Annotated in this window: 19 protein-coding genes and 1 pseudogene; 9 read left to right on the top strand and 11 right to left on the bottom strand. The window is 68.6% G+C overall.

What is annotated here, in order from left to right; all coding sequences use genetic code 11:
- Nucleotides 1-4 precede the first annotated feature (4 nt).
- Nucleotides 5-769 carry a trans-aconitate 2-methyltransferase gene (locus tag ACWESM_RS21505; RefSeq protein WP_364432338.1) on the bottom strand — a complete coding sequence of 255 codons (765 nt, stop codon included), beginning with the start codon at nucleotides 767-769 and terminating at the stop codon, nucleotides 5-7.
- A gap of 58 nt (nucleotides 770-827) precedes the next feature.
- Nucleotides 828-2021 (bottom strand): GNAT family N-acetyltransferase, encoded by a 1194-nt coding sequence (locus tag ACWESM_RS21500; protein ID WP_452493368.1) that lies wholly within the window; start codon nucleotides 2019-2021, stop codon nucleotides 828-830.
- A gap of 110 nt (nucleotides 2022-2131) precedes the next feature.
- Here ACWESM_RS21500 and ACWESM_RS21495 point away from each other — a divergent pair, with 110 nt between their 5' ends.
- Together ACWESM_RS21495 and ACWESM_RS21490 are read left to right on the top strand one after the other, a co-directional pair.
- A complete protein-coding gene (locus ACWESM_RS21495) occupies nucleotides 2132-2323 on the top strand; it encodes a hypothetical protein (RefSeq protein WP_355075296.1) in 192 nt (63 codons plus the stop codon).
- A 73-nt stretch (nucleotides 2324-2396) separates the two neighbouring features.
- Nucleotides 2397-2843, top strand: coding sequence for a nuclear transport factor 2 family protein (locus tag ACWESM_RS21490; protein ID WP_452493365.1), 447 nt, complete (start codon nucleotides 2397-2399; stop codon nucleotides 2841-2843).
- Between the two features lie 24 nt (nucleotides 2844-2867).
- Here the strand turns inward: ACWESM_RS21490 and ACWESM_RS21485 are convergent, their stop codons facing one another.
- The gene (locus ACWESM_RS21485) at nucleotides 2868-4175 is read right to left on the bottom strand and encodes a glycosyltransferase 87 family protein (RefSeq protein WP_397277580.1); all 1308 of its coding nucleotides are present in this window, start codon (nucleotides 4173-4175) and stop codon (nucleotides 2868-2870) included.
- Nucleotides 4176-4300: 125 nt separating this feature from the next.
- Between ACWESM_RS21485 and ACWESM_RS21480 the strand changes: the two genes are divergently transcribed.
- Both ACWESM_RS21480 and ACWESM_RS21475 read left to right on the top strand, forming a co-directional pair.
- Nucleotides 4301-4936, top strand: a complete 636-nt coding sequence (locus ACWESM_RS21480; RefSeq protein WP_364432327.1) for a UdgX family uracil-DNA binding protein — start codon at nucleotides 4301-4303, stop codon at nucleotides 4934-4936.
- A gap of 27 nt (nucleotides 4937-4963) precedes the next feature.
- A complete protein-coding gene (locus ACWESM_RS21475) occupies nucleotides 4964-5353 on the top strand; it encodes an ankyrin repeat domain-containing protein (RefSeq protein ID WP_452493363.1) in 390 nt (129 codons plus the stop codon).
- A gap of 5 nt (nucleotides 5354-5358) precedes the next feature.
- Here the strand turns inward: ACWESM_RS21475 and ACWESM_RS21470 are convergent, their stop codons facing one another.
- A complete protein-coding gene (locus ACWESM_RS21470; RefSeq protein WP_364432323.1) occupies nucleotides 5359-6732 on the bottom strand; it encodes an FAD-dependent oxidoreductase in 1374 nt (457 codons plus the stop codon).
- A 151-nt stretch (nucleotides 6733-6883) separates the two neighbouring features.
- On the opposite strand from ACWESM_RS21470, the gene ACWESM_RS21465 reads away from it, so the two are divergent.
- Complete coding sequence (locus tag ACWESM_RS21465; RefSeq protein ID WP_364432320.1) at nucleotides 6884-8446, top strand: amino acid permease; 1563 nt, start codon at nucleotides 6884-6886, stop codon at nucleotides 8444-8446.
- Nucleotides 8447-8523: 77 nt separating this feature from the next.
- Nucleotides 8524-9231 (top strand): hypothetical protein, encoded by a 708-nt coding sequence (locus ACWESM_RS21460; protein ID WP_452493360.1) that lies wholly within the window; start codon nucleotides 8524-8526, stop codon nucleotides 9229-9231.
- Nucleotides 9232-9247: 16 nt separating this feature from the next.
- Here ACWESM_RS21460 and ACWESM_RS21455 read toward each other — a convergent pair whose 3' ends face one another.
- The 3 genes from ACWESM_RS21455 to ACWESM_RS21445 all read right to left on the bottom strand — a co-directional run bounded on the left by ACWESM_RS21455 (nucleotide 9248) and on the right by ACWESM_RS21445 (nucleotide 11909).
- Complete coding sequence (locus ACWESM_RS21455; protein ID WP_452493358.1) at nucleotides 9248-9739, bottom strand: carboxymuconolactone decarboxylase family protein; 492 nt, start codon at nucleotides 9737-9739, stop codon at nucleotides 9248-9250.
- Nucleotides 9736-10818, bottom strand: coding sequence for an NAD(P)H-dependent amine dehydrogenase family protein (locus ACWESM_RS21450; RefSeq protein WP_355075279.1), 1083 nt, complete (start codon nucleotides 10816-10818; stop codon nucleotides 9736-9738). Before ACWESM_RS21450 ends, ACWESM_RS21455 begins: the two co-directional genes overlap by 4 nt.
- 797 nt (nucleotides 10819-11615) lie before the next feature.
- Entirely contained in the window at nucleotides 11616-11909 is a 294-nt protein-coding gene (locus ACWESM_RS21445) for a hypothetical protein (protein WP_452493357.1), read from the bottom strand.
- A 1288-nt stretch (nucleotides 11910-13197) separates the two neighbouring features.
- Here ACWESM_RS21445 and ACWESM_RS21440 point away from each other — a divergent pair.
- From ACWESM_RS21440 to ACWESM_RS21430, 3 genes and pseudogenes are all read left to right on the top strand, one after another.
- Nucleotides 13198-13728: a tetratricopeptide repeat protein gene (locus tag ACWESM_RS21440; RefSeq protein ID WP_452493355.1), complete on the top strand. Its 531-nt coding sequence runs from the start codon at nucleotides 13198-13200 to the stop codon at nucleotides 13726-13728.
- A 68-nt stretch (nucleotides 13729-13796) separates the two neighbouring features.
- Nucleotides 13797-14273: pseudogene (locus tag ACWESM_RS21435) on the top strand (ribosomal RNA small subunit methyltransferase A); the annotation flags it as partial.
- A gap of 349 nt (nucleotides 14274-14622) precedes the next feature.
- Nucleotides 14623-15786: a lactate 2-monooxygenase gene (locus ACWESM_RS21430; protein WP_452493353.1), complete on the top strand. Its 1164-nt coding sequence runs from the start codon at nucleotides 14623-14625 to the stop codon at nucleotides 15784-15786.
- Between the two features lie 94 nt (nucleotides 15787-15880).
- Here the strand turns inward: ACWESM_RS21430 and thpD are convergent, their stop codons facing one another.
- From thpD to ectA, 4 genes are read right to left on the bottom strand one after another with little or no spacing between them, the layout of a single operon-like run.
- Complete coding sequence (gene thpD / locus ACWESM_RS21425; RefSeq protein ID WP_355075271.1) at nucleotides 15881-16786, bottom strand: ectoine hydroxylase; 906 nt, start codon at nucleotides 16784-16786, stop codon at nucleotides 15881-15883.
- Nucleotides 16787-16794: 8 nt separating this feature from the next.
- Complete coding sequence (locus tag ACWESM_RS21420; RefSeq protein ID WP_355075269.1) at nucleotides 16795-17193, bottom strand: ectoine synthase; 399 nt, start codon at nucleotides 17191-17193, stop codon at nucleotides 16795-16797.
- Nucleotides 17190-18467, bottom strand: coding sequence for a diaminobutyrate--2-oxoglutarate transaminase (gene ectB / locus ACWESM_RS21415; protein WP_397277567.1), 1278 nt, complete (start codon nucleotides 18465-18467; stop codon nucleotides 17190-17192). The genes ACWESM_RS21420 and ectB overlap by 4 nt, the downstream gene beginning before the upstream one ends.
- Nucleotides 18464-19066, bottom strand: coding sequence for a diaminobutyrate acetyltransferase (ectA, locus tag ACWESM_RS21410; RefSeq protein ID WP_355075265.1), 603 nt, complete (start codon nucleotides 19064-19066; stop codon nucleotides 18464-18466). Before ectA ends, ectB begins: the two co-directional genes overlap by 4 nt.
- Nucleotides 19067-19145 lie beyond the last annotated feature (79 nt).

Raw genomic sequence — 19145 nt, 5'->3', positions numbered from 1 at the left:
CGGCCTATCGCTTCTGGGCGACGGCGAAGACTCGCCGGAAGGGCAGCCAAGTGGTGCCGTCGGCGCGTCGAGGGTAGGCGTTGCGCAACAGTGGGGCGAGTTGCGCTGTGAATTCCCGCCACTGCGCGTCATCGAGGGCCCCGCGCACGGGCCGCAACGCCGTGCCGGCGACCCACTCGAGCACCGGATCTTCTCCGCTCAAGCGTTGCAGGTACGTCGTCTCCCAGGCATCGACCGCCCCACCCGCGGCGGCGAGCAGGTCGGCGTATCCGGCGGGATCGAGCACCGCCCTCGGCTCGAGGATGCCCGCTCGTCCGAGGCTGTCGCGCCAATCGTCGCGAGCGGCCACCTGGCGGATCGCCCGGTGCGAGGCCGCGTCGAAATTTCCGGGCACCTGCACGGCCAGAAACGCGCCCGTTGGAAGCTCTCGCATCCACCGAGCCAGCAAGTCCGGATGCCCGGGCACCCATTGGAGGACGGCGTTGCAGACCACGACATCGGTCTCCGCGCTCGGCCGCCATTCCTGTACCGCCCCGAGCGTCGCATCGATGCCACGATCTCGCGCGGCCGCGACCATCTCCGGCGACGAGTCGAGCGCTCGCACGATCGCGCCCGGCCAGCGCCGCGCGAGGACCGCCGTGAGATGCCCGGGACCGCAGCCCAGGTCCACCACCACCCGCGGTTCGGCCGCGGCGACCCGGCTCAGCAGGTCGAAGAACGGGCGGGACCGGTGATCGTCGAAGGCGAGGTACTGCTGAGGATCCCACATAGGCCACTCCGAGGCTCGCTACCAAACCGTACGTACGTACTGTACGCCTGCCTCGCGCTCAGAAGAAGGTCCCCGAGAACGGCAACGAGTCGGTGGCGAACAGCGCGTCCGCGTCCGCGACCGCACCGGGACGATGTTCGTCGACACGTCCCGCGAAAGCCAGTTCGCGCCATGTCGTTCCGCCCAGATAGACCGCCGCGAGATCGGAGATACTCGTGGTGAGATCCGGGTTCTCCCGAACTCGTCGCACGCCGTCGACAGCGATCCGGTAGCGGCCGGAGTTCGCCGTCAGGATCGGGTCCCGCACTTCCACCACGACCGCGGCGGCCTGGCGATAGGTGCGCCGCGCCAGCGCGTGCCCGACATCGACCAGGCGCAACCACGTCTCGTCCCTGGTCGACAGCACGCGCACCGCGCGTTCGTCGGTGAGCAGGTGGCGCAGCGGACTGTCCAGGGCGAGGAACGGGAACACGAACGTATCGACCAGGTCGATCGACATCAGCCCGCGGATCAGCCCGCGATACGCCGCGGGCGTCGTCGCGACGAAATCGTTGATCACCACCTGCTTTTCCGGCCGGGACAGCCAGCTCCTCGGATCGACCGGCTGGTAGCGGACGAACCCGTCCTCGGCGCCGGCCGGGCCGTGGACCAGGCAGTAGTTCGGCTCCGTGCTCAGCAATTCCTGCAACCGCCACCAGTATTCGGGCCGATCGACAGCGCCGGTCCAGGCGACGTCGGCCGTCGCGTAGATCTGCGGCAGCAGTTTCCACGCCGCGGCGCCGTCGATGAAACACACCGGACCGGACGCCGCCACCGTGTCACGCAGCCGGGCCCGACGGCGCTGCAACTCCACCCGCGCGAACGAGCTGGCGATGCCGTAGCCGAACCGTTCGTAGATCGCACCCTCCGACGCACGCAACGTGGCGACCGCTTCGCCGCGTTCGGCGATGTCGGCGAGCTGACGGTGCAGCAACGCGGTGAGCGCCCCGCGGCGGGTGTGGGTCGGCAGCACTCCGACGTGGGTGACCGCCGCGTGCGGCAGGCGCGCGCCGCCGGGAACGACCAGCCTGCTGGTGTACGACTCCGCGGTACCGATCAATTCGCCATCGATGTAGGCGCCGAGCGTGCGACCGGGCTCCGACAGCTCCGCGGTAGGGGTCAGCGGCGGCAAGCCCACCATGGCCGTGCGGAAAAGGGCGTTGGCGGAACGGATGTCGTCCTCGGCGAGGAGGGTCTGCACAGCGACGGTCACGACTCGATCCTGCCCGAGCCGCCATCGGGCGCTGACCTGCTGGCACGCCCCGGCGGAAAATCAGTCGGCATCACGGTTTCGTAACGGGCTGCGGTGGGTATTACATAGCAATGACGGATCACCGACCAACCCGCATCGCCGGTGTGGAACCGGGAACCGGCGCGCTAGCTTTGACCACGTGCCTTGCCTTTTCGATCGGCATCGCCGCGCTCACCCAATCGGCGTTCACCACGCTCGTGGCCTGTGTGAGCATCGTGGCGGGGCTCACACTCGTGCTGAACATCCTGCCGCGCAAGGCTTGACCGCGCGGACCTTGCCTCGCACGCCGAATCCTGGTGGCATCTACCCGGTATCGACGTCAATCGGGAGGCAGGCATGCTGTCGTTGCAGGAGATTTCGGATCGACTCGAGATCGAAGACCTGATGGTGCGGTATTCGCACGCGGTCGACACTCGACAGTGGGACCTGCTGGACGAGGTGTTCACCCCGGACGCGCACATCGACTACTCGGCTATGGGCGGATCGGTGGGCGATCTGGCGGCGACGAAGCAGTTCCTGGCCGCCGTCCTGCCCAACTTCCCGGCCTTCCAACACCTGATCAGCAACTCGTCCATCCGGGTCGACGGTGACACCGCCACCGGGCGGACGATGTGTCACAACCCGATGCTCGTGTCCGGCGGCGACGGACCGCCGACGATGATGCTGTGCGGTCTCTGGTACCACGACGCGTTCGTCCGCGTGGACGGACAGTGGCGGATCAAGCAGCGCGTCGAGGAGAAGAGCTTCCTCTTCGTCGCGCCGTCCGCTCCCGACATGGGCTGACGCGACGGAGACCGCCGCGGTTCCTCAGCGCGCCGACAGCGCTGAGGGCGGGGACTCGGACGCGGGGGCCGGTTCCTCGCGGGCGGGGCTCCCGTCGCACACGACCTTCCGCCTGCGGGCGACCAGGAACAGCACGACCAGCGCCACACTGAACCAGACGTAGGTGTTGCCGATGAAATGCTGCCAGGGTGTCCACGCGGTCTCCCGGTGCTCGCCGTCGGGCAGCCAGTTGTGCGGGCCGATGACGAATATCGCCGCGGTCACCACGAACGTCACCCACCACCCGATCGCCCGCCTGCCGGGCAGGCGGGACGCGTGACCGACCATGGCGAACAACGCGGGCGCGATCCACACCCAGTGGTGGGACCAAGAGATCGGCGAAACCAGCAGCGTGAAGACGGCGTTGAGGGACAGCGCGAGCGCGGGCAAGTCGGCGGCTCGGCGCATGGCGGTGACCACCAGCGCGAGCAGCAACGCGCCGAGGATCAACCAGATGATGGTGAACGCGGGCTCGGGCGTTTCGAAACGAGAGAACACCGCTTGAATCGACTGATTCGTGTGGAATGCCGAACCGCTCAGCCCGGACACGTTGCCCAGGCCGCCGAACCAATACTTGACGGACTCCTTCGGCAGAATCGCGAAGCCGAGCGCCGTGGCGGCCGCGCCGGTGACCGCGGCGGTCGCGGCCGCGCGGTAGTCCCGCCGGACCAGGAAGTAGAGCACGAACGCCGCGGGCGTCAGCTTGATCGCGGCGGCGACGCCGATCAGCATGCCCCGGGGCCAGCGCGACTTGTGGGTGAGGCAATCGGCGGCGACCAGGGCCATCAGCAACAGGTTGACCTGACCGAAGTCCAGCGTGGAGTGAATCGGCTCCAGCAGCAGCCCCAGCGGAGTGGCGCACGCGGTGGCCCAGACCGCCAGCCGGCGCTGCGACTCGTCCGGCCACACCCGCCGCGCCACCAGATAGAGCGTGAGGGCCAACGCGGCCACCGACGAGACGAAGAAGCTCAACGCGGCGACGTCCCAGGGCAGCATCGCGAAGGGGCCGAGCGCGAGCGCGGCGAAGGGCGGGTAGATGAACGGCAGACCCGCTCCGATGGTGGTCTGCGGCAATTGCCCGTACATGTCGGCGCCGTGCCGCATGGCGTCCACGCCGAGGCGATACACCTGCAGGTCGATGAACCCGCCGGTGATCTTGTGGAACGGCCAGACCGGTGTCAGCAGACAGAACGCGGAGAACGCGAGTGCGAGAACCGGCGCCGGGCGCAGCGCGCGCGCGAGTCGACGGTTCTGGGACATCGGCGTTCCGGCGGTGGCGGTGACACTACTCATCCGCGGCGACTATACCGACCCGGGTCCGCTCGTTCACCACATGGGAGGCAGATTCGCGACTGTCGCGTGAGGGTCGCGGAAACGGGTAAGCCGCCACCAGCACGAGGGGCAGAGGAGGTCGGCCGATGGTGACGAAGGCGCCCGGCGCCGCGATGTACGTCCCCGAGAACGCGGATCTGACGCGGCTGCGGCAAGCGGCCTGCGACTGTCACGGGTGCGATCTCTACCGCCATGCCACGCAGACGGTGTTCGGCGCGGGGCCCCAGGACGCGGACGTGGTACTGATCGGCGAGCAGCCCGGCGATCAGGAGGACGTGGCAGGCCATCCGTTCGTCGGTCCGGCGGGGCGGCTGCTCGACCGGGCGCTGGCGGAGGTCGGCATCGACCGCGACGCGGTCTACCTGACCAACGCGGTGAAACACTTCAAGTTCGTGGAGCGCGGCAAGCGGCGCATCCACAAGCAACCCGGCCGCACCGAGGTGGTCGCCTGCTCGGCATGGCTCGACGCCGAACTCGATCTGCTGCGTCCGCGGTTGGTGGTGTGCCTCGGCGCGATCGCGGCGCAGGCTGTGCTCGGCCCGATGTTCAAGGTCAGCGCACGCCGCGGCGAGGTCGTCGAAACGGCCGACTTCCGCGCGATCGCCACCGTGCACCCGTCGTCGGTGTTGCGCGCGCCCGACCGTACCGCCGCCTACGAAGCGTTCGTCGACGATCTGCGCATAGTGCGGGAACACCTCGGCAAGTCGGCGGCGGCGCGCTGATCACGCGGCCAGGACAGGAGTGAGTGGATGAGCACCGACGAGATCGACCCGGAACTGCTGGAACTGGCCGCCAAGGTGTTCGACTTCGCTCGGCGCGGAGACACCGCGAGGTTGGCCGCCTATGTGGACGCCGGCGTGCCGGTCGACCTCACCAATGACGCGGGCGACACCCTGCTCATGCTCGCCGCCTACCAAGGGCACGCCGATGCCGTGGCGGCGCTGCTGCAACGGTCGGCCGATCCGGACCGCGCCAACGACAAGGGCCAGACTCCTCTGGCCGGGGCGGTTTTCAAGGGCGAGAGCGAGATCGTGCGACAACTGGCAGCGGCGGGCGCCGACCCCGACGCGGGCACCCCGTCGGCCCGCGACGCCGCGGTCATGTTCGGCAAGACCGAGCTGCTGGAAATCTTCGGCTGAGCGGGCTACCCGCGCTTGCGCACAGCGGTGACGGCCTTGCGCGCTGCTACCAGAACGGGATCCCACACCGGGGAGAACGGCGGTGCGTAACCGAGATCGAGCATCGTCATCTGATCGACGGTCATCCGGGCGGTCAGCGCGACCGCGGCGATGTCGACGCGCTTGGCCGCGCCCTCCCGTCCCACGATCTGGGTGCCGAGCAAGCGTCCGGTGAGCCGCTCGGCGAGTATTTTCACCGTCATCGGCGCCGCGTCCGGGTAGTAGCCGGCGCGGCTGGTGGATTCGACCGCGACGGTCACGTATTGCAGGCCCGCTGCCCTGGCGTCCTTCTCCCGAAGACCGGTGCGGGCGACCTCGAGTTCGCAGACCTTGCTGACCGCGGTGCCCACGACGCCGGGAAAGACCGCGTATCCCCCGCCGATGTTCGCGCCGATGATCTGACCGTGCTTGTTGGCATGGGTGCCGAGCGGGATGTGGCGTTCCCGGCCCGAGACGAGGTCCAGCACCTCGACGCAATCGCCGCCCGCCCAGATGTTCTCGTGCCCGCGTACCCGCATGGCGACATCGGTCCGCAGCCCGCCGTACTCCCCCACCGGCAGACCGGCGGCGCGGGCCAGCTCGGTCTCCGGGCGCACGCCGATGCCGAGCACCACCACGTCGGCCGGGTATTCCGCGGTGTCGGTGACGACCGCGGCGATCCGGCCGTCGTCATCCGTCCGGAACTCGGACACCTCGGCGTCGCCGACCACCTTGACGCCCATTCCGCACATCGCGTCGCGCACCAGAGCCCCCATGTCGGGGTCGAGCGTGGACATGGGTTCCGAGCCGCGGTTGACCATCGTGACGTCGTAGCCACGCCGGATGAGGGCCTCGGCCATCTCCACGCCGATGTAACCGGCCCCGACCACGACGGCGCGGTTGCCGCGCGCCCGCTCCAGCGTGTCGAGCAGCGCCTGCCCGTCGTCGAGCGTCTGCACACCGTGCACACCGTTCGCGTCGATACCGGGCAGCCGCGGCCGGACGGGGCGGGCGCCGGTGGCGATGACGAGGTGGTCGTAGGACATCCATGCCGACGCGCCGGTTTCCCGGTCGCGATAGCGCACGCGAGCCTGCTCGGCATCGATCTCGGTGACCGCGGTGTGCAGCCGCAAGTCGATCTCGCGGGACCGATGTTCCTCGGGCGTGCGGGCGATCAGGGCATCCCGGTCGACGACGTGACCGCCGACCCAGTACGGAATGCCGCAGGCCGAGTAGGAGGTGAACCCGCCGCGTTCGAAGACCACGATCTCCAGCGCGTCGGCGTTCTTCATCCGGCGCGCCTGCGAGGCCGCCGACATTCCGGTCGCGTCACCGCCGATGACCACCAGTCGCTCGCTCATGGCTTCACGCTACGTTCGGCGTCCACCCGGCGGCCGCGTGGGCCACCGTTCCACGAATTTGCTGGTTGCGCTGCGGGTGACCGATCCGTACTTCACACTGATCTTCTGGCAAACGCGGTATGAGGGCAGCGTTTTGACCCGGGAGCACGACATGACCGAGATCCGACCCCCTTCCGACGACGAACGTCGGCTCGCCGAACTGGGCTACAAGCAGGAACTGGCCAGATCATGGTCGGGTTTCTCGAATTTCGCCATCAGCTTCACGATCGTGTCCATCCTGACCGGCGGATTGGCCAGTTACGGCATCGGTCTGGCGAACGGCGGCCCGATCACCATGGCCTGGGGGTGGCCGCTGGTCTCGCTCATGGTGTTGTTCGTCGGACTCGCCATGGCGGAATTGGCCTCCGCCTACCCGACCTCCGGCGGCTTGTACTGGTGGGCCGCCGAACTGGGCGGACCGGTGTGGGGCTGGTTCACCGGATGGTTCAACCTGATCGGGCAGATCGCCGTGACCGCGGCGATCGATTACGGCGCCGCCATCTTCACCACCGTGGTGTTGAACGTCGTCGGAATCGACATCGGCACCGACCGCACCGCGATTTTCTTGGTGTTCGCCGCCATCCTGGTCCTGCACGCCGTCTTGAACGTGATCGGCCCGCATCTGTCGGCGGTGATCAACAATGTGTCCGCGTGGTGGCACGTGGGTGGTGTGGCGATCTTCGTGGTCGTCCTCGGCTTCGGAGCGGAACACCACCAAAGTGCCCGATTCGTCTTCACCGAGACGGTGGACAACAGCGCGATCGGATTCGGCGGGGTCGCGTTCAGCTTCCTGCTCGGCCTGCTGCACGCGCAATACACTTTCACCGGCTACGACGCTTCCGCGCATATGTCGGAGGAAACACACGACGCGTCGCGGATGGCGGCCAAAGGGATCATCAACACGATCGTCGTGTCGGCGATCGCCGGATATCTGCTCATCATGGCGGTGACGTTCGCCATCCCGAATCTGGACGACGCGCTGGATCCCGCGAAGAACAGCGGCTATCCCGTGATCTACATCCTGGAGAACTCGCTGAACGGCTTCTGGTCGGGTTCGCTGCTGATCATCGCGGCGGTCGCGCAATTGTTCTGCGGATATGCCTCGGTGACTTCGGCTTCCCGCATGCTGTTCGCGTTCGCGCGGGACGGCGCGGTGCCGGGGTCGAGGTTCTGGTCGCGGCTTTCCACGCGCAAGGTACCGGTGCACGCGGTGCTGTTCATCTCGTTCTTCGCGTTCGTGCTGCTGATTCCGTCCATGCTGGTGCCCGCGGCGAACGCACCGACCGCCTACGCGGCGGCGACCTCGGTCGCGACCATCGGTCTCTACATCGCCTACGGCATTCCGATCCTGTTGCGGCAGCGGCACGGGAGCCGATTCCGCACCGGCCCATGGCGATTGGGCGCGTGGTATCGCCCGGTCGGAGTGGTCGCGTTGATCTGGATCGTGCTGATCAGCTTCCTGTTCATCCTGCCCACCGACGCCCGCGGCTATCCGTGGCACAGCGAATTCACCTGGAACACCGTGAACTACGCACCGATCACCCTGGTCGGCGTGGTGGGCGCGATCGGCATCTGGTGGCTGGCGTCGGCTCGGACCTGGTTCACCGGGCCGAAACGGACGGTGGACGAGCCGCCCGCCGACCAGCCTGAGCAGGAGGCGCCGGCCAACGCCTGAGGTACGACCGGTCCGGTCGCGGCTTCCCTGATCTGGCGTATCGAGTTTGTCGGCCTCGGTCGCTAGGGTGTGTCGGCATGGAAAGGACCGACCTGGTGCGTTTTTCGCCCGCCGGGAGAATTGTGTTCCCGGGCAATCCGTGGCCGGAAGGGCACGCGATCGAGGAGTTCGCGTGGACCGGCCGCATGGACCAGGCCGGCAGCCTGTGGTTCGATCTGCACCTGCGCTCCGCGGCGTACAACGCCGAACGCGACCCCGCTCACGGCGAGGAGGACGGCGAGGACTGGCTGTCGCCGATCGTGTGGCAGAACTATCACAGCTGCACGCTGTCGTCCACGTACTGGGGCGAGGACGACGCCACCGGCCTGCGCGCCGCGGCGCCGGGCCGGCCCTTTCGACTGAAATCCGAACATCCGCAGCGCCTCACGGTCGACCCGCTGCCCCTCGCGCACGCCGACGACGTCGGATACCTTGCGTTCAACATCTACCTGCTCGGGCACGACTCGGTCGCCGACCAGGAAGTGTCGTTCACCCGGCGATCCGACGGCAGGCACGACATCGACTGGCAGGGTCGAATCGCGCTGACCTACGCGGGTCAGGTCGAATTCCGGTACCGATTCCGGGCCCGGATATCCGGCGCCACCCTCGAATACATCCGTTTCCCGGCGGAAATCTCCGCCGATCGAGCGCTCCGCCAACTCGGCGCCGTGCTCGACGCGCCCGAGGAGTTCGAACTGGGCCTGGTCGACGGGCAGCCCGCGTGGGTGTCGAGAATGCCGGTCTAGCTTTTTCGGCGCCGGTTCACCGGTTGCCGGTATGGCCGGGCAGCACGCACACCGAATCCAAGCCGAGCACGTGGTTCAACCGGCCGAACGCCAGCCATGAGCCGATGCTCATGCTCAGTTCGACGACTTCGGCCTGACTGTAGCGGGCGAGCATCCGATGCCAGAACTCTTCCTCCAGGTTGTGATGGTCGGTGGCGTAACGCTCGGCGTATTCGGCGGCGAGCCGGGTGCGTTCGTCGAAAGCGTCGGTGGTGCGCCAGTTCGTGACGGCGTCGGCGAATTCGGGCTCGACCTTCACCCCGTCGCGTTCGGTGCGCCAGTCCATGCAGAACAGACAGCCGTTGATCTGGGCGATGCGCAGCCGGGCCGCCTCGAACTCACGCAGGCCGAGCGTGCTGTGCGAGTACACCGACAGCGAGAAATTCGAGGCGGCGACGCCGATGCCGGGGACCATCTCACCCCAGACGTAGCCGATCGGATCCTTGCCCTCGGGAACGTCGATGATCATGGGTGCTTCCTTCCGAGTTTGCCGACGGCGGGACGCAACGGGACATCCAGTGCGTCGTAGAGTCCGGGTTTCGCCGCCACCAGCCAGTCGATTGCGCCGACCAGCCGGCCGACGGCCGTGGCGTTCCCGCCCGCGGAGCGGTTGCCGTCTTCGTCGGTCGCCTCGACGGTCACTTCGATGCGCGGGTGCCCCTCGATGATCACCCGGTGCGCGCCCGCGCCGCCATCGGCCGGTACGGGCCAATCGGGCGCACACGTCGGATGGATGCGGGTGACGTGTTCGACGACCAGTCGCGGTTGCCCCGCGACGATGCCCTGCACTTCGAAACGCACGGCGCCCTGGGTGCCTGCCTCGAATTCACCCATGGACGTCGTGGTGACGGTGGCGTCGAGGGAGCGCCGATCCAGCGTCTCGCGGATCTCGTCGAGTTCGACACCGAGCGCCCGTGCCATCAGCCGGATCTGCCCGCCCCACACCATGGTCGGCACCGACGGCGCGAGCATCGGCGGCTGATAGTCCATCGGCTGCCCCATGCCGACCAGGTAGCGCACCGAGTCCGGCTGGTCGTAGGTGGAGTAGTCGAAGATCTCCTGGCAGCGGATCGTCTCCACCGTGCTCCCGAGCCCGCTGATCAGCAGCGGCAGTACGTCGTTGCCCCACCCGGGGTCGATACCGGAGACGAACAGCGATCCGCCGCTCTCCGCGATCGCCGCCAGTACCGGGTCGCGTACCTCCGGCGGTGCGTTGCGCGGATCGTAGAGGGCGTAGAGAGCCGGGGTGACGACCACCGCGCCCGCGCGCAGCGCTCGCACGATATCGGCGAGCGCGTCGTCCGGCCGGATGTCGCCGGAGGCCGCGTAGACCACCGCGTCCGGGCGTGCGCCGAGAACGGCGCCGACATCATCGCTCGCGGCGACGCCCAAGTCCCGATCCAGCCCGCCGAGTTCGCCCGCATCGCGGCCGACCTTCGCCGGATCGTGCACCAGCACCCCGGTCAAACGCAGCGCGGGGTGCGCGTCGACGGCCCGGATGGCCGCCCGGCCGACGTTGCCGGTTCCCCAGACCACCGTGGAGATCATCGATCGAGCGTAGCAAGCGCTTGGTCGGCTGTTCGGCGTTCCGGAAAAGCGCTCCGATCACCCTTAAGCGCCACAGGCACTCCGTCCGCCGGTTCCGGGAGCGACGGTCGCAGCGGACCCTTCGCCCATGGCAGCGCGGGACAGCGGCGTCGCCGATGCGATCCTTCTCCTCGCTTCGGATATCGACAACAGGGTCCGCACACGCGTGCGCCGCCCGATTCCGCGCCCGGCTCGCCACTACGCACCATTGGGAAATGGCGTGAACTACCCGGTAGCGTTGGGGCTCGGGGCATTACCTACCGCCAGGGATCGCGGCGCAGTTCCGGTTCGCGGCGAGTACGGTATATCCCGCTGCCCGGCGCGGGGGCGGCGGTCGGGATCGGGTGGAAAGGCAGGCGCGCGACAGTGAACGAGCGGTATTCGTCGTGGGCTGCCCGGAATACGCCCGAAGAGCTGCCGCTGGCCGCGCGTTACCAGAGCGCGGATCCGATCCGCTGGCACGGCAGCATGGTCTACCCGATGTACACCGAGCAAGTCGGCCCCGCGCCCACCACCATCGCCTTGACCATGATCTCCGCCGCACCGCCCGCAGGGCTGCGTGGGCTCGGCATGGGTCTGTCGGTCGTCGACGGCTATCTGGACCTGCACGGACGTTCACTCGCCGGAGTCGACGCGTGGAGCGACGCGTTGGCCGCGGGGGTCAGCTTCGCCGTCACGCCCACCGCGCCGGTGACCCTGGTGACACTGACCCCCGTCTGGGTGGACGAATTCGGCACGCAGAAGTCGTGGACGGGCAACTACGGCATCGTCGTCGAGCACCGGCCCAACGGTCGCGTCGTGCTGTGGTGCAGCATCGGCGAGGGACCACCGAACTTCGCGAACCTGGTCGTGGAACTGTCCACCGCTCCCACACCGGTCGCCCCGGAGCCTCCGGCTCCCGCCGCGCCCGCGACGGCTCCGATCGGCATGAATCCGCCCATTCCGCAGGCGATCTCGTCGGCGGGCCCGCCCACCGCGCCTACCATGCCCGTTCCGCGTATCGACGCCGCTACGGCCGCGAGCGCATCCGCGACGGCGGCCGAACGGCTCACCGGGGTTTCCTCGGCAGCCGTCGGTGGCGGTGCCGAGAAAACGACGGAAGCGACCCAGCCCCGCCGCGCAGGCAGTCTCTTCGTGAATCTGCAGTCGTCCCGCGCCACACGATCCACTGCGGAAACTCCACCTTCCGCTCCCGGCTCCCGAGCCCCGGACAGCGCGCAGCCGGCGTCGAGCTCGACCACCCAGTCGGCTGGGCCGCAGCCGGAGTCCGAAGTACCCGCCCGGAACCTCGCTCACCATCCGAGGATCGCGCACGAGAGAACGGCGGCGGACTCGTACGGAACCTTCGGACCTCCGGTCGCACATACACACCCGCCCGAGGACCCGGCACGCTCCCGCACCGGCCTGCTGCTCGGCAATACGCCACCCGCACCGAACGCTCCGCTACCCGCTCGCCCCGCGGCGGACGGCCCGAGCACCGAAGCCAGCCCGATCGTCGCGAATCCGTGGACCGCGCACCCATATCGCGCACTCGACCCCATCGGCACACACACCCAACCCCAAACAGACACCTCACCTCCCGGGTCCGGGCCCGTCCCCCAGGCGACTCGAGTCCCGCCCACCACCTCCCCCTCGGCAGACGGCCCACACTCCGGATCGAACCCGCGGGCCGCGAACCGTCCAACTGCGGCGGACCCCAGCGCACTCGACCCCAGCGGCACACACACCCAACCCCAAACAGGCACCTCACCTCCCGGGTCCGGGCCCGTCCCCCAGGCGACTCGAGTCCCGCCCACCACCTCCCCCTCGGCAGACGGTCCGCACTCCGGATCGAGCCCGCGGGTCGCGAACCGTCCAACTGCGGCGGACCCCAGCGCACTCGACCCCAGCGGCACACACACCCAACCCCAAACAGGCACCTCACCTCCCGGGTCCGGGCCCGTCCCCCAGGACACTCGAGTCCCGCCCACCACCTCCCCCTCGACGGACGGTCCGCACTCCGGATCGAGCCCGCGGGTCGCGAACCGTCCAACTGCGGCGGACCCCAGCGCACTCGACCCCAGCGGCACACACACCCAACCCCAAACAGGCACCTCACCTCCCGGGTCCGGGCCCGTCCCCCAGGACACTCGAGTCCCGCCCACCACCTCCCCCTCGACGGACGGTCCGCACTCCGGATCGAGCCCGCGGGTCGCGAACCGTCCGACGGCGGACCCATATCGCGCATTCGACCTCGCCGGCACGCACGCCCAGCCCCCGGCGCAGACTTCGCCTTCGAGTTCTGGCGCTGCAGAGCCGAATCACATCCAGCGAGAATCGAACTCACCGCTCGGCGGACAGGTGTCGCAAACGCCCCCGGCAGCGGAGAAACACGTCCGTGAGCTCGACCCGGTGGACACCAACAGCACCCCCCCGGCGAGCGTGCCGAGTGCCCGGGTTCCCGATACCGCGTCGGTGCCGAACGGAGTCCCGCAGCCCGGCGAACGGCCCGCTCCGGTCGACGCCCCGCCCCGGGCGGGCGAGTCCAGGCAGTCGGGCGACCCCGGGTATCGCGGTGCGCTCTACGACCTCGGCGTCGCGATGTACCGCCGCGGCGACGAAGAGCAGGCATGCGGACTGTGGGCGCAGGCCTCCGATGCCGGGCACGCCGGTGCCGCCTACGAACTCGGCAGGGTTCGGCTGCGGCGCGGCGATCCCGTCGGGGCCGAATCCTGGTGGCGCACCGCCGCCGACCGCCACGAGCCGCGCGCCATCGCCGAACTCGCCGATCTCCTCGACCAGCTCGGCAAGCACGCGGAGGCCAAGTCCTGGCGGGCCTACGCCGCCGAGCGGCAAGACCCGGACGTGGTCGGCCAGTCGACGCCGCGCTGAACTCCACGGTGCCGCATCCGGAAAAGAAGTGGCACACGGCTGGGTGACGGTCGTACGGTGCGGGACATGTGTGGCAGTCCCGGCATGAACGGAGCGTACGCGGTCGGCGCGCATTACCTCCGGCTGCGTACGGAGGCCTGGGCTCTGCCGGTGCACCGTACCGCTGCGATCTCCTGATCCGTTCGAGCGGAATCCGCGTCGGCGACCCGGCGACAACACGAAAGCGGCTCTCGCAGAACTTCCTCACCGACGCACGCGCCGCCCGGCTGATCGTGCACGCCTCCGGCGTCACCGCCGACGATCTCGTTCTCGAAGTCGGACCCGGTGACGGCATACTGACCAGGCAATTGCTGACCGTGAGCGGCCGGGTCCGCGCCTACGAGAAGGATCGGCGCTACGCGGCACTGCTGGGCCGCCGATACGCGGACGATCCGCGAATCCAGTCGTACCACAGCGATTTCCGCACGGTGCGCCCGCCTCGGGAGCCGTTCGCCGTCGTGGCCAACGTGCCGTTCGCCATCACCACCGACATCGTGCGCTGGTGCCTGGCCGCGGGCGGGCTCACCTCCGCGACCCTGCTCACCCAGCTCGAATTCGCTCGCAAGCATCCGGTGATTACGGCCGCTGGACCAAGCTCACCGTCGCCCACTGGCCGACGACGGCGATCGAACTGGGCGCGCGCGGCGGCAGGCACAGTTTCCATCCGGTTCCGCGAGTCGATGCCGCCGTCCTGCGGTTGCGCAACCGAGCCGCTGGTGCCGCGCGAGCAGCTCGGCGCTTACCGCAGGCTGGTCGAGTTGGGTTTCTCCGGAGTAGGGGGAAGCGTGGCCGCACCGGACCCGCTACAGGAACGTATCGGATACATTCATGCATCGAGACGTGGACAGGAGCAGCGTGACCAACTTCGGCGACTACCAGAACGAGATCTACTTCCAAGGGCTCGGCGGTGTGCTGCCCGATTTCCCGATGACGTACGCCGACCTGGAAGCCAAGGCCCGGGCGGCGCTGCCACCGGGGATCTGGTCGTACGTCGCGGGCGGAGCCGGCGACGAGCTCACCCAGCGTGCCAATGTGACGGCCTTCGAGAAACTGGGCCTGATCCCGCGCATGTTGCGCGCGAGCAAGACGCGCGACCTCTCGATCGAACTGTTCGGCATGACGCTGCCGACGCCGATCTTCCTTGCCCCGGTCGGCGTGATCGGGCTGTGCGCCCAGGACGGGCACGGCGACATCGCCACCGCCAAGGCCGCGGCGCGCACCGGCGTCCCGATGGTCGCCTCCACCCTCACCGTCGATCCGCTCGAGGCCGTGGCGGCGGAGTTCGGCGACACACCCGGGATGTTCCAGCTCTACACCCCCACCGATCGGGATCTCGCGCAGAGCCTGGTCCAGCGGGCGGAAGCGGCGGGATTCAAGGCCATCGTGGTCACTTTGGACACCTGGGTGCCAGGCTGGCGCCCGCGCGATCTGACGGTCTCCAACTTTCCTCAGCTGCGCGGCCACTGCCTGGCCAACTACTTCAGCGATCCGGTCTTCCGAGCCCTGCTGCCCAGCCCACCCGAACAGGATCCGAAAACCGCCATCCTCACCTGGATCTCGCTGTTCGGCAACGCGCTGACCTGGGACGACCTGGCGTGGCTGCGATCGCTAACCGACCTGCCGCTCGTCCTCAAGGGCATCTGCCATCCCGACGACGCACGGCGCGCCAAGGACGCGGGCGTCGACGGCATCTACTGCTCGAATCACGGCGGCAGACAAGCCAATGGCGGCATCCCCGCGATCGAGCATCTGCCGTTGGTGGTCGCGGCGGCCGACGGCCTGCCGGTGCTGTTCGACTCCGGCGTCCGCACCGGCGCCGACATCGTCAAAGCGCTGGCGCTCGGCGCCACGGCCGTCGGCATCGGACGCCCCTACCCCTACGGGCTCGCCCTCGGCGGTGTCGACGGCCTCGTGCACGTGGTGCGTTCGCTGCTCGCCGAGGCCGATCTGCTGATGGCGGTGGACGGCTACCCGACGATCGCCGACCTCGGTCCGGAAGCGATCCGGCGGCTCGCCTGAGCCACGCGAAAAACAGCGGACGTCAGGCGAAACGCCCCGCGCGTACGGCTCGCCCGACGACCAGGGCGGGCGGCACGCGCGGGGCGGCTCGAAATCAGGCCGACAGCGGTGTGAAGTCCCGGCTGCCGATGTAGCCCGGTCGCGGCGCGGGCGCGGCGAACGGGTCGACGAGCGTGTTGTGCACGCTGTTGAACACCACGAAGATGTTCGAGCGCGGGAACGGCGTGATGTTGTTCGACGACCCGTGCATCAGGTTGGAGTCGAACAACAGCGCCGAGCCCGCCCGGCCGGTGAACTGACTGATCCCGTACCGGTTCGCGAGCGCGGTGATGTCGTCGCTCGTCGGCACGCCGATCTCCTGCTCCTGCAACGACTCCCGGTAATGCTCGGCCGGAGTGCTGCCCAGGCACGGCACGAAGGTGTGGTGCGAGCCCGGCATCACCATGAGACTGCCGTTGATCGGATAGTTGTCGGTCAGCGCGATCGACAGGCTCACCGCTCGCGGCGCGGGCATGCCGTCCTCGGCGTGCCAGGTCTCGAAATCGGAGTGCCAGTAGAAACCGGTGCCGCGGAAACCGGGCATGTAGTTCACCCGGCTCTGGTGCACGTACACCGGCGACCCCAGCACCTGTTCGGCCAGCCGGAGCACCCGCGGCTGACGCACCAGTTCGGCGATCGCCTCGCTCAGCTTGTGCACCTCGAAGACCGAACGCACCCGGTTCGACGACTTCTCCACGATGACACGGTCGTCGTCGCGCAGCGCCGGATCGTTCGCCAGCCTGGTGATCTCCTCGCTGTACTCGCCCACTTCCGTGGGCGTGAGCAGCTGATCCAGGATCGCGAACCCATCGGCGTCGAACGAGGCCAGTTCCGGGCTCTCGACCTCCCCCCACACCGCGGGGTCGGCACGCTCCAAGTGCGGAGCGGGCGCGCCGAGACGGGTCGGGTAGCGATCGTAGCGAGCCGTCTCGGGCGGTGTTTCGGTGTGCTGCAGAACCATTGGTGTCCTCAACCTCCGATCGTCGCGGTGACCAGCGGATAGACGCCGTTGCTGTCGTGAACCTCCTGACCGGTGACCGGCGGGTTGAACACGCACATCATCCGCATCGTGGTGCGCACCTCCAGGCGGTGGCGTTCGTGTCCGTCGAGCAGGTACATCGAGCCGGGCGCGAGCTCGTAGGTGACGCCGTTGTCCAGATCGGTGAGCGTGCCCTCGCCTTCGACGAGCCACACGGCCTCCACGTGATTCAAATAGTGGAACTCGTGCACCGTCCCGGCGTCAATGGTGGTCTCGTGGAACGAGAAGCCGACGCCGTCGCCGCCCAGGACGATGCGCTTGCTGCGCCAGCCTCGGCCCGCGACGTCGCGCTCGGTACCGGTGATCTCCGCGGTGCTGCGCACGATCATGCGATCGCCCCCATCCCGCCGCACACCGCCTCGACGGCGCCGGTGAGGACGCCGAGCCCCTGGTCGAGTTCCTCGTCGGTGACCGTCAGCGGCGGCAGCAGCTTCACCACCTCGTCGGTCGAGCCGGAGGTCTCCACCAGCAGCCCGCGCTCGAAGGCGATCTGGCAGACCTTGCCCGCCTGTGAGGGATCGTCGAACACCACGCCTTGCACCAGTCCGCGTCCACGGGTCGAGACGCCGGGGAAGTGCGCGGCCAGCTCGGACAAGCTGCGCGCGATCTTCTCCCCCTTGGCCAGGGTCGCGGTCTGCAGGGCGTCGTCGGACCAGTAGTGGCGCAGCGCGGTCGTCGCGGTGACGAACGCGGGGTTGTTGCCGCGGAAGGTGCCGTTGTGCTCACCCGGCGACCACTCGTCCAGCTCCGGCTTGAACAGCACCAGTGCCATGGGCAGGCCGTAGCCGCCGATCGACTTCGACAACGTCACGATGTCGGGCGTGATGCCCGCGATCTCGAAGGAGAAGAACGGTCCGGTGCGGCCGCAGCCCATCTGCACGTCGTCGACGATCAACAGGATCTCCCGCTCCGTGCACAGCCCGGCGAGGTGGCGCAGCCACTCCGCGCGGGCGACGTTGACGCCGCCTTCGCCCTGCACCGTCTCCACGATCACCGCGGCCGGGCGGTCGAAGCCCGACGAGGTGTCGTCGAGCACCTTCTCCATCCACTGGAAGTCGGCGGTGGTGCCGTCGAAGTAGCCGTCGTAGGGCATGTGCGCGGCGTGCACCAAGGGCACACCGGCGCCCGCGCGCTTGGCGGCGTTGCCGGTGACCGACAGCGCGCCGAGGGTCATGCCGTGGAAGGCGTTGGTGAAACTGACGATGGTCTCGCGGCCGGTGACCTTACGCGCCAGCTTGAGCGCGGCCTCGACCGCGTTGGCGCCGGTCGGGCCGGGGAACTGGACCTTGTAGTCCAGGCCGCGCGGGGTGAAGAGCGTGTCGCGCAACGTCTCCAGCAGTTCGCGCTTGGCTCCGGTCGACATGTCGAGGCCGTGGGTGATGCCGTCGCTCGCGATGTAGTCCAGCAGCGAGCGCTTGAGCACATCGTTGTTGTGCCCATAGTTCAGGGCACCGGCGCCCGCGAAGAAGTCCAGGTAGTCCTTGCCTTCCTCGTCGCGCAACCAGCTGCCCTTCGCCGTGGTGAACACGGTGGGCCACGCGCGGCAGTAACCGCGCACGTTCGACTCCAGACTCTCGAAAACGGTGGTGTCCGCGTTGATCATCGGTGATCCTCCTCGGTGGTGCGGGCGGTCGGGGCGATGCGATACAGGTCTTCGGGTGCGTGGCTGTCGGGGAAGACGCCCGCGTCGAACAAGTGGCGCTTGGTCACCTCGGCGCCGCGCGCAGCGGCCACCGACGTGAACAGCGCGATGGAACCGGCGTTGTCCGGCGAGATGGTGGTTTCGAGCACTGAAACTCCCTGAGCCGCGACGCTGTTGAGCAACGTGTGGAGCAGCTCGGCACCGATGCCGCGGCCGCGCTGCGCGCGGTCCACCGCGATCTGCCAGACGAAGACGGTGTCGGGCGCCTGCGGACGGACGAATCCGATCACGTATCCGACGACGCGACCGTCGGATTCGGCGACCACCGAGGTTCCGGCGAAGTCCCGGCACCACATCAGGTACGCGTAGCTCGAATTGACGTCCAGCACCGCGGAATTCTTCGCGATGCGCCACATCGGGGCGCCGTCGCCCAAGCGGGGCGTGCGCAGGACCACGGCGGGTCCGGCGCTTCTCCGAGACGGGGTGGCCCCCAGAGCGGCCGCGGCGTTCCCGACGCGCGATCGCTCGATCTCCGCTGGGGACAGGGTTGGCGATGACATACAACTCCCTCGTCTGATCAGCAGTACTTATCCAGGCTTGCGAAGCGACTTTGAGGTGAACCTGTCGACTTCTTTACGG

The organism is Nocardia sp. NPDC003999 (assembly GCF_053604885.1).
The sequence above is the reverse complement of the archived record's forward strand: the minus strand, read 5'-3'. Positions and strand labels throughout refer to the sequence as shown.

Excerpts from the sequence above, each read along its gene's own strand:
- ACWESM_RS21505 (WP_364432338.1), bottom strand. The coding sequence starts at position 769 with ATGTGGGATCCTCAGCAGTACCTCGCCTTCGACGATCACCGGTCCCGC.
- ACWESM_RS21495 (WP_355075296.1), top strand. The coding sequence starts at position 2,132 with ATGACGGATCACCGACCAACCCGCATCGCCGGTGTGGAACCGGGAACC.
- ACWESM_RS21490 (WP_452493365.1), top strand. The coding sequence starts at position 2,397 with ATGCTGTCGTTGCAGGAGATTTCGGATCGACTCGAGATCGAAGACCTG.
- ACWESM_RS21485 (WP_397277580.1), bottom strand. The coding sequence starts at position 4,175 with ATGAGTAGTGTCACCGCCACCGCCGGAACGCCGATGTCCCAGAACCGT.
- ACWESM_RS21480 (WP_364432327.1), top strand. The coding sequence starts at position 4,301 with ATGGTGACGAAGGCGCCCGGCGCCGCGATGTACGTCCCCGAGAACGCG.
- ACWESM_RS21475 (WP_452493363.1), top strand. The coding sequence starts at position 4,964 with ATGAGCACCGACGAGATCGACCCGGAACTGCTGGAACTGGCCGCCAAG.
- ACWESM_RS21470 (WP_364432323.1), bottom strand. The coding sequence starts at position 6,732 with ATGAGCGAGCGACTGGTGGTCATCGGCGGTGACGCGACCGGAATGTCG.
- ACWESM_RS21465 (WP_364432320.1), top strand. The coding sequence starts at position 6,884 with ATGACCGAGATCCGACCCCCTTCCGACGACGAACGTCGGCTCGCCGAA.
- ACWESM_RS21460 (WP_452493360.1), top strand. The coding sequence starts at position 8,524 with ATGGAAAGGACCGACCTGGTGCGTTTTTCGCCCGCCGGGAGAATTGTG.
- ACWESM_RS21455 (WP_452493358.1), bottom strand. The coding sequence starts at position 9,739 with ATGATCATCGACGTTCCCGAGGGCAAGGATCCGATCGGCTACGTCTGG.
- ACWESM_RS21450 (WP_355075279.1), bottom strand. The coding sequence starts at position 10,818 with ATGATCTCCACGGTGGTCTGGGGAACCGGCAACGTCGGCCGGGCGGCC.
- thpD (WP_355075271.1), bottom strand. The coding sequence starts at position 16,786 with ATGGTTCTGCAGCACACCGAAACACCGCCCGAGACGGCTCGCTACGAT.
- ACWESM_RS21420 (WP_355075269.1), bottom strand. The coding sequence starts at position 17,193 with ATGATCGTGCGCAGCACCGCGGAGATCACCGGTACCGAGCGCGACGTC.
- ectB (WP_397277567.1), bottom strand. The coding sequence starts at position 18,467 with ATGATCAACGCGGACACCACCGTTTTCGAGAGTCTGGAGTCGAACGTG.
- ectA (WP_355075265.1), bottom strand. The coding sequence starts at position 19,066 with ATGTCATCGCCAACCCTGTCCCCAGCGGAGATCGAGCGATCGCGCGTC.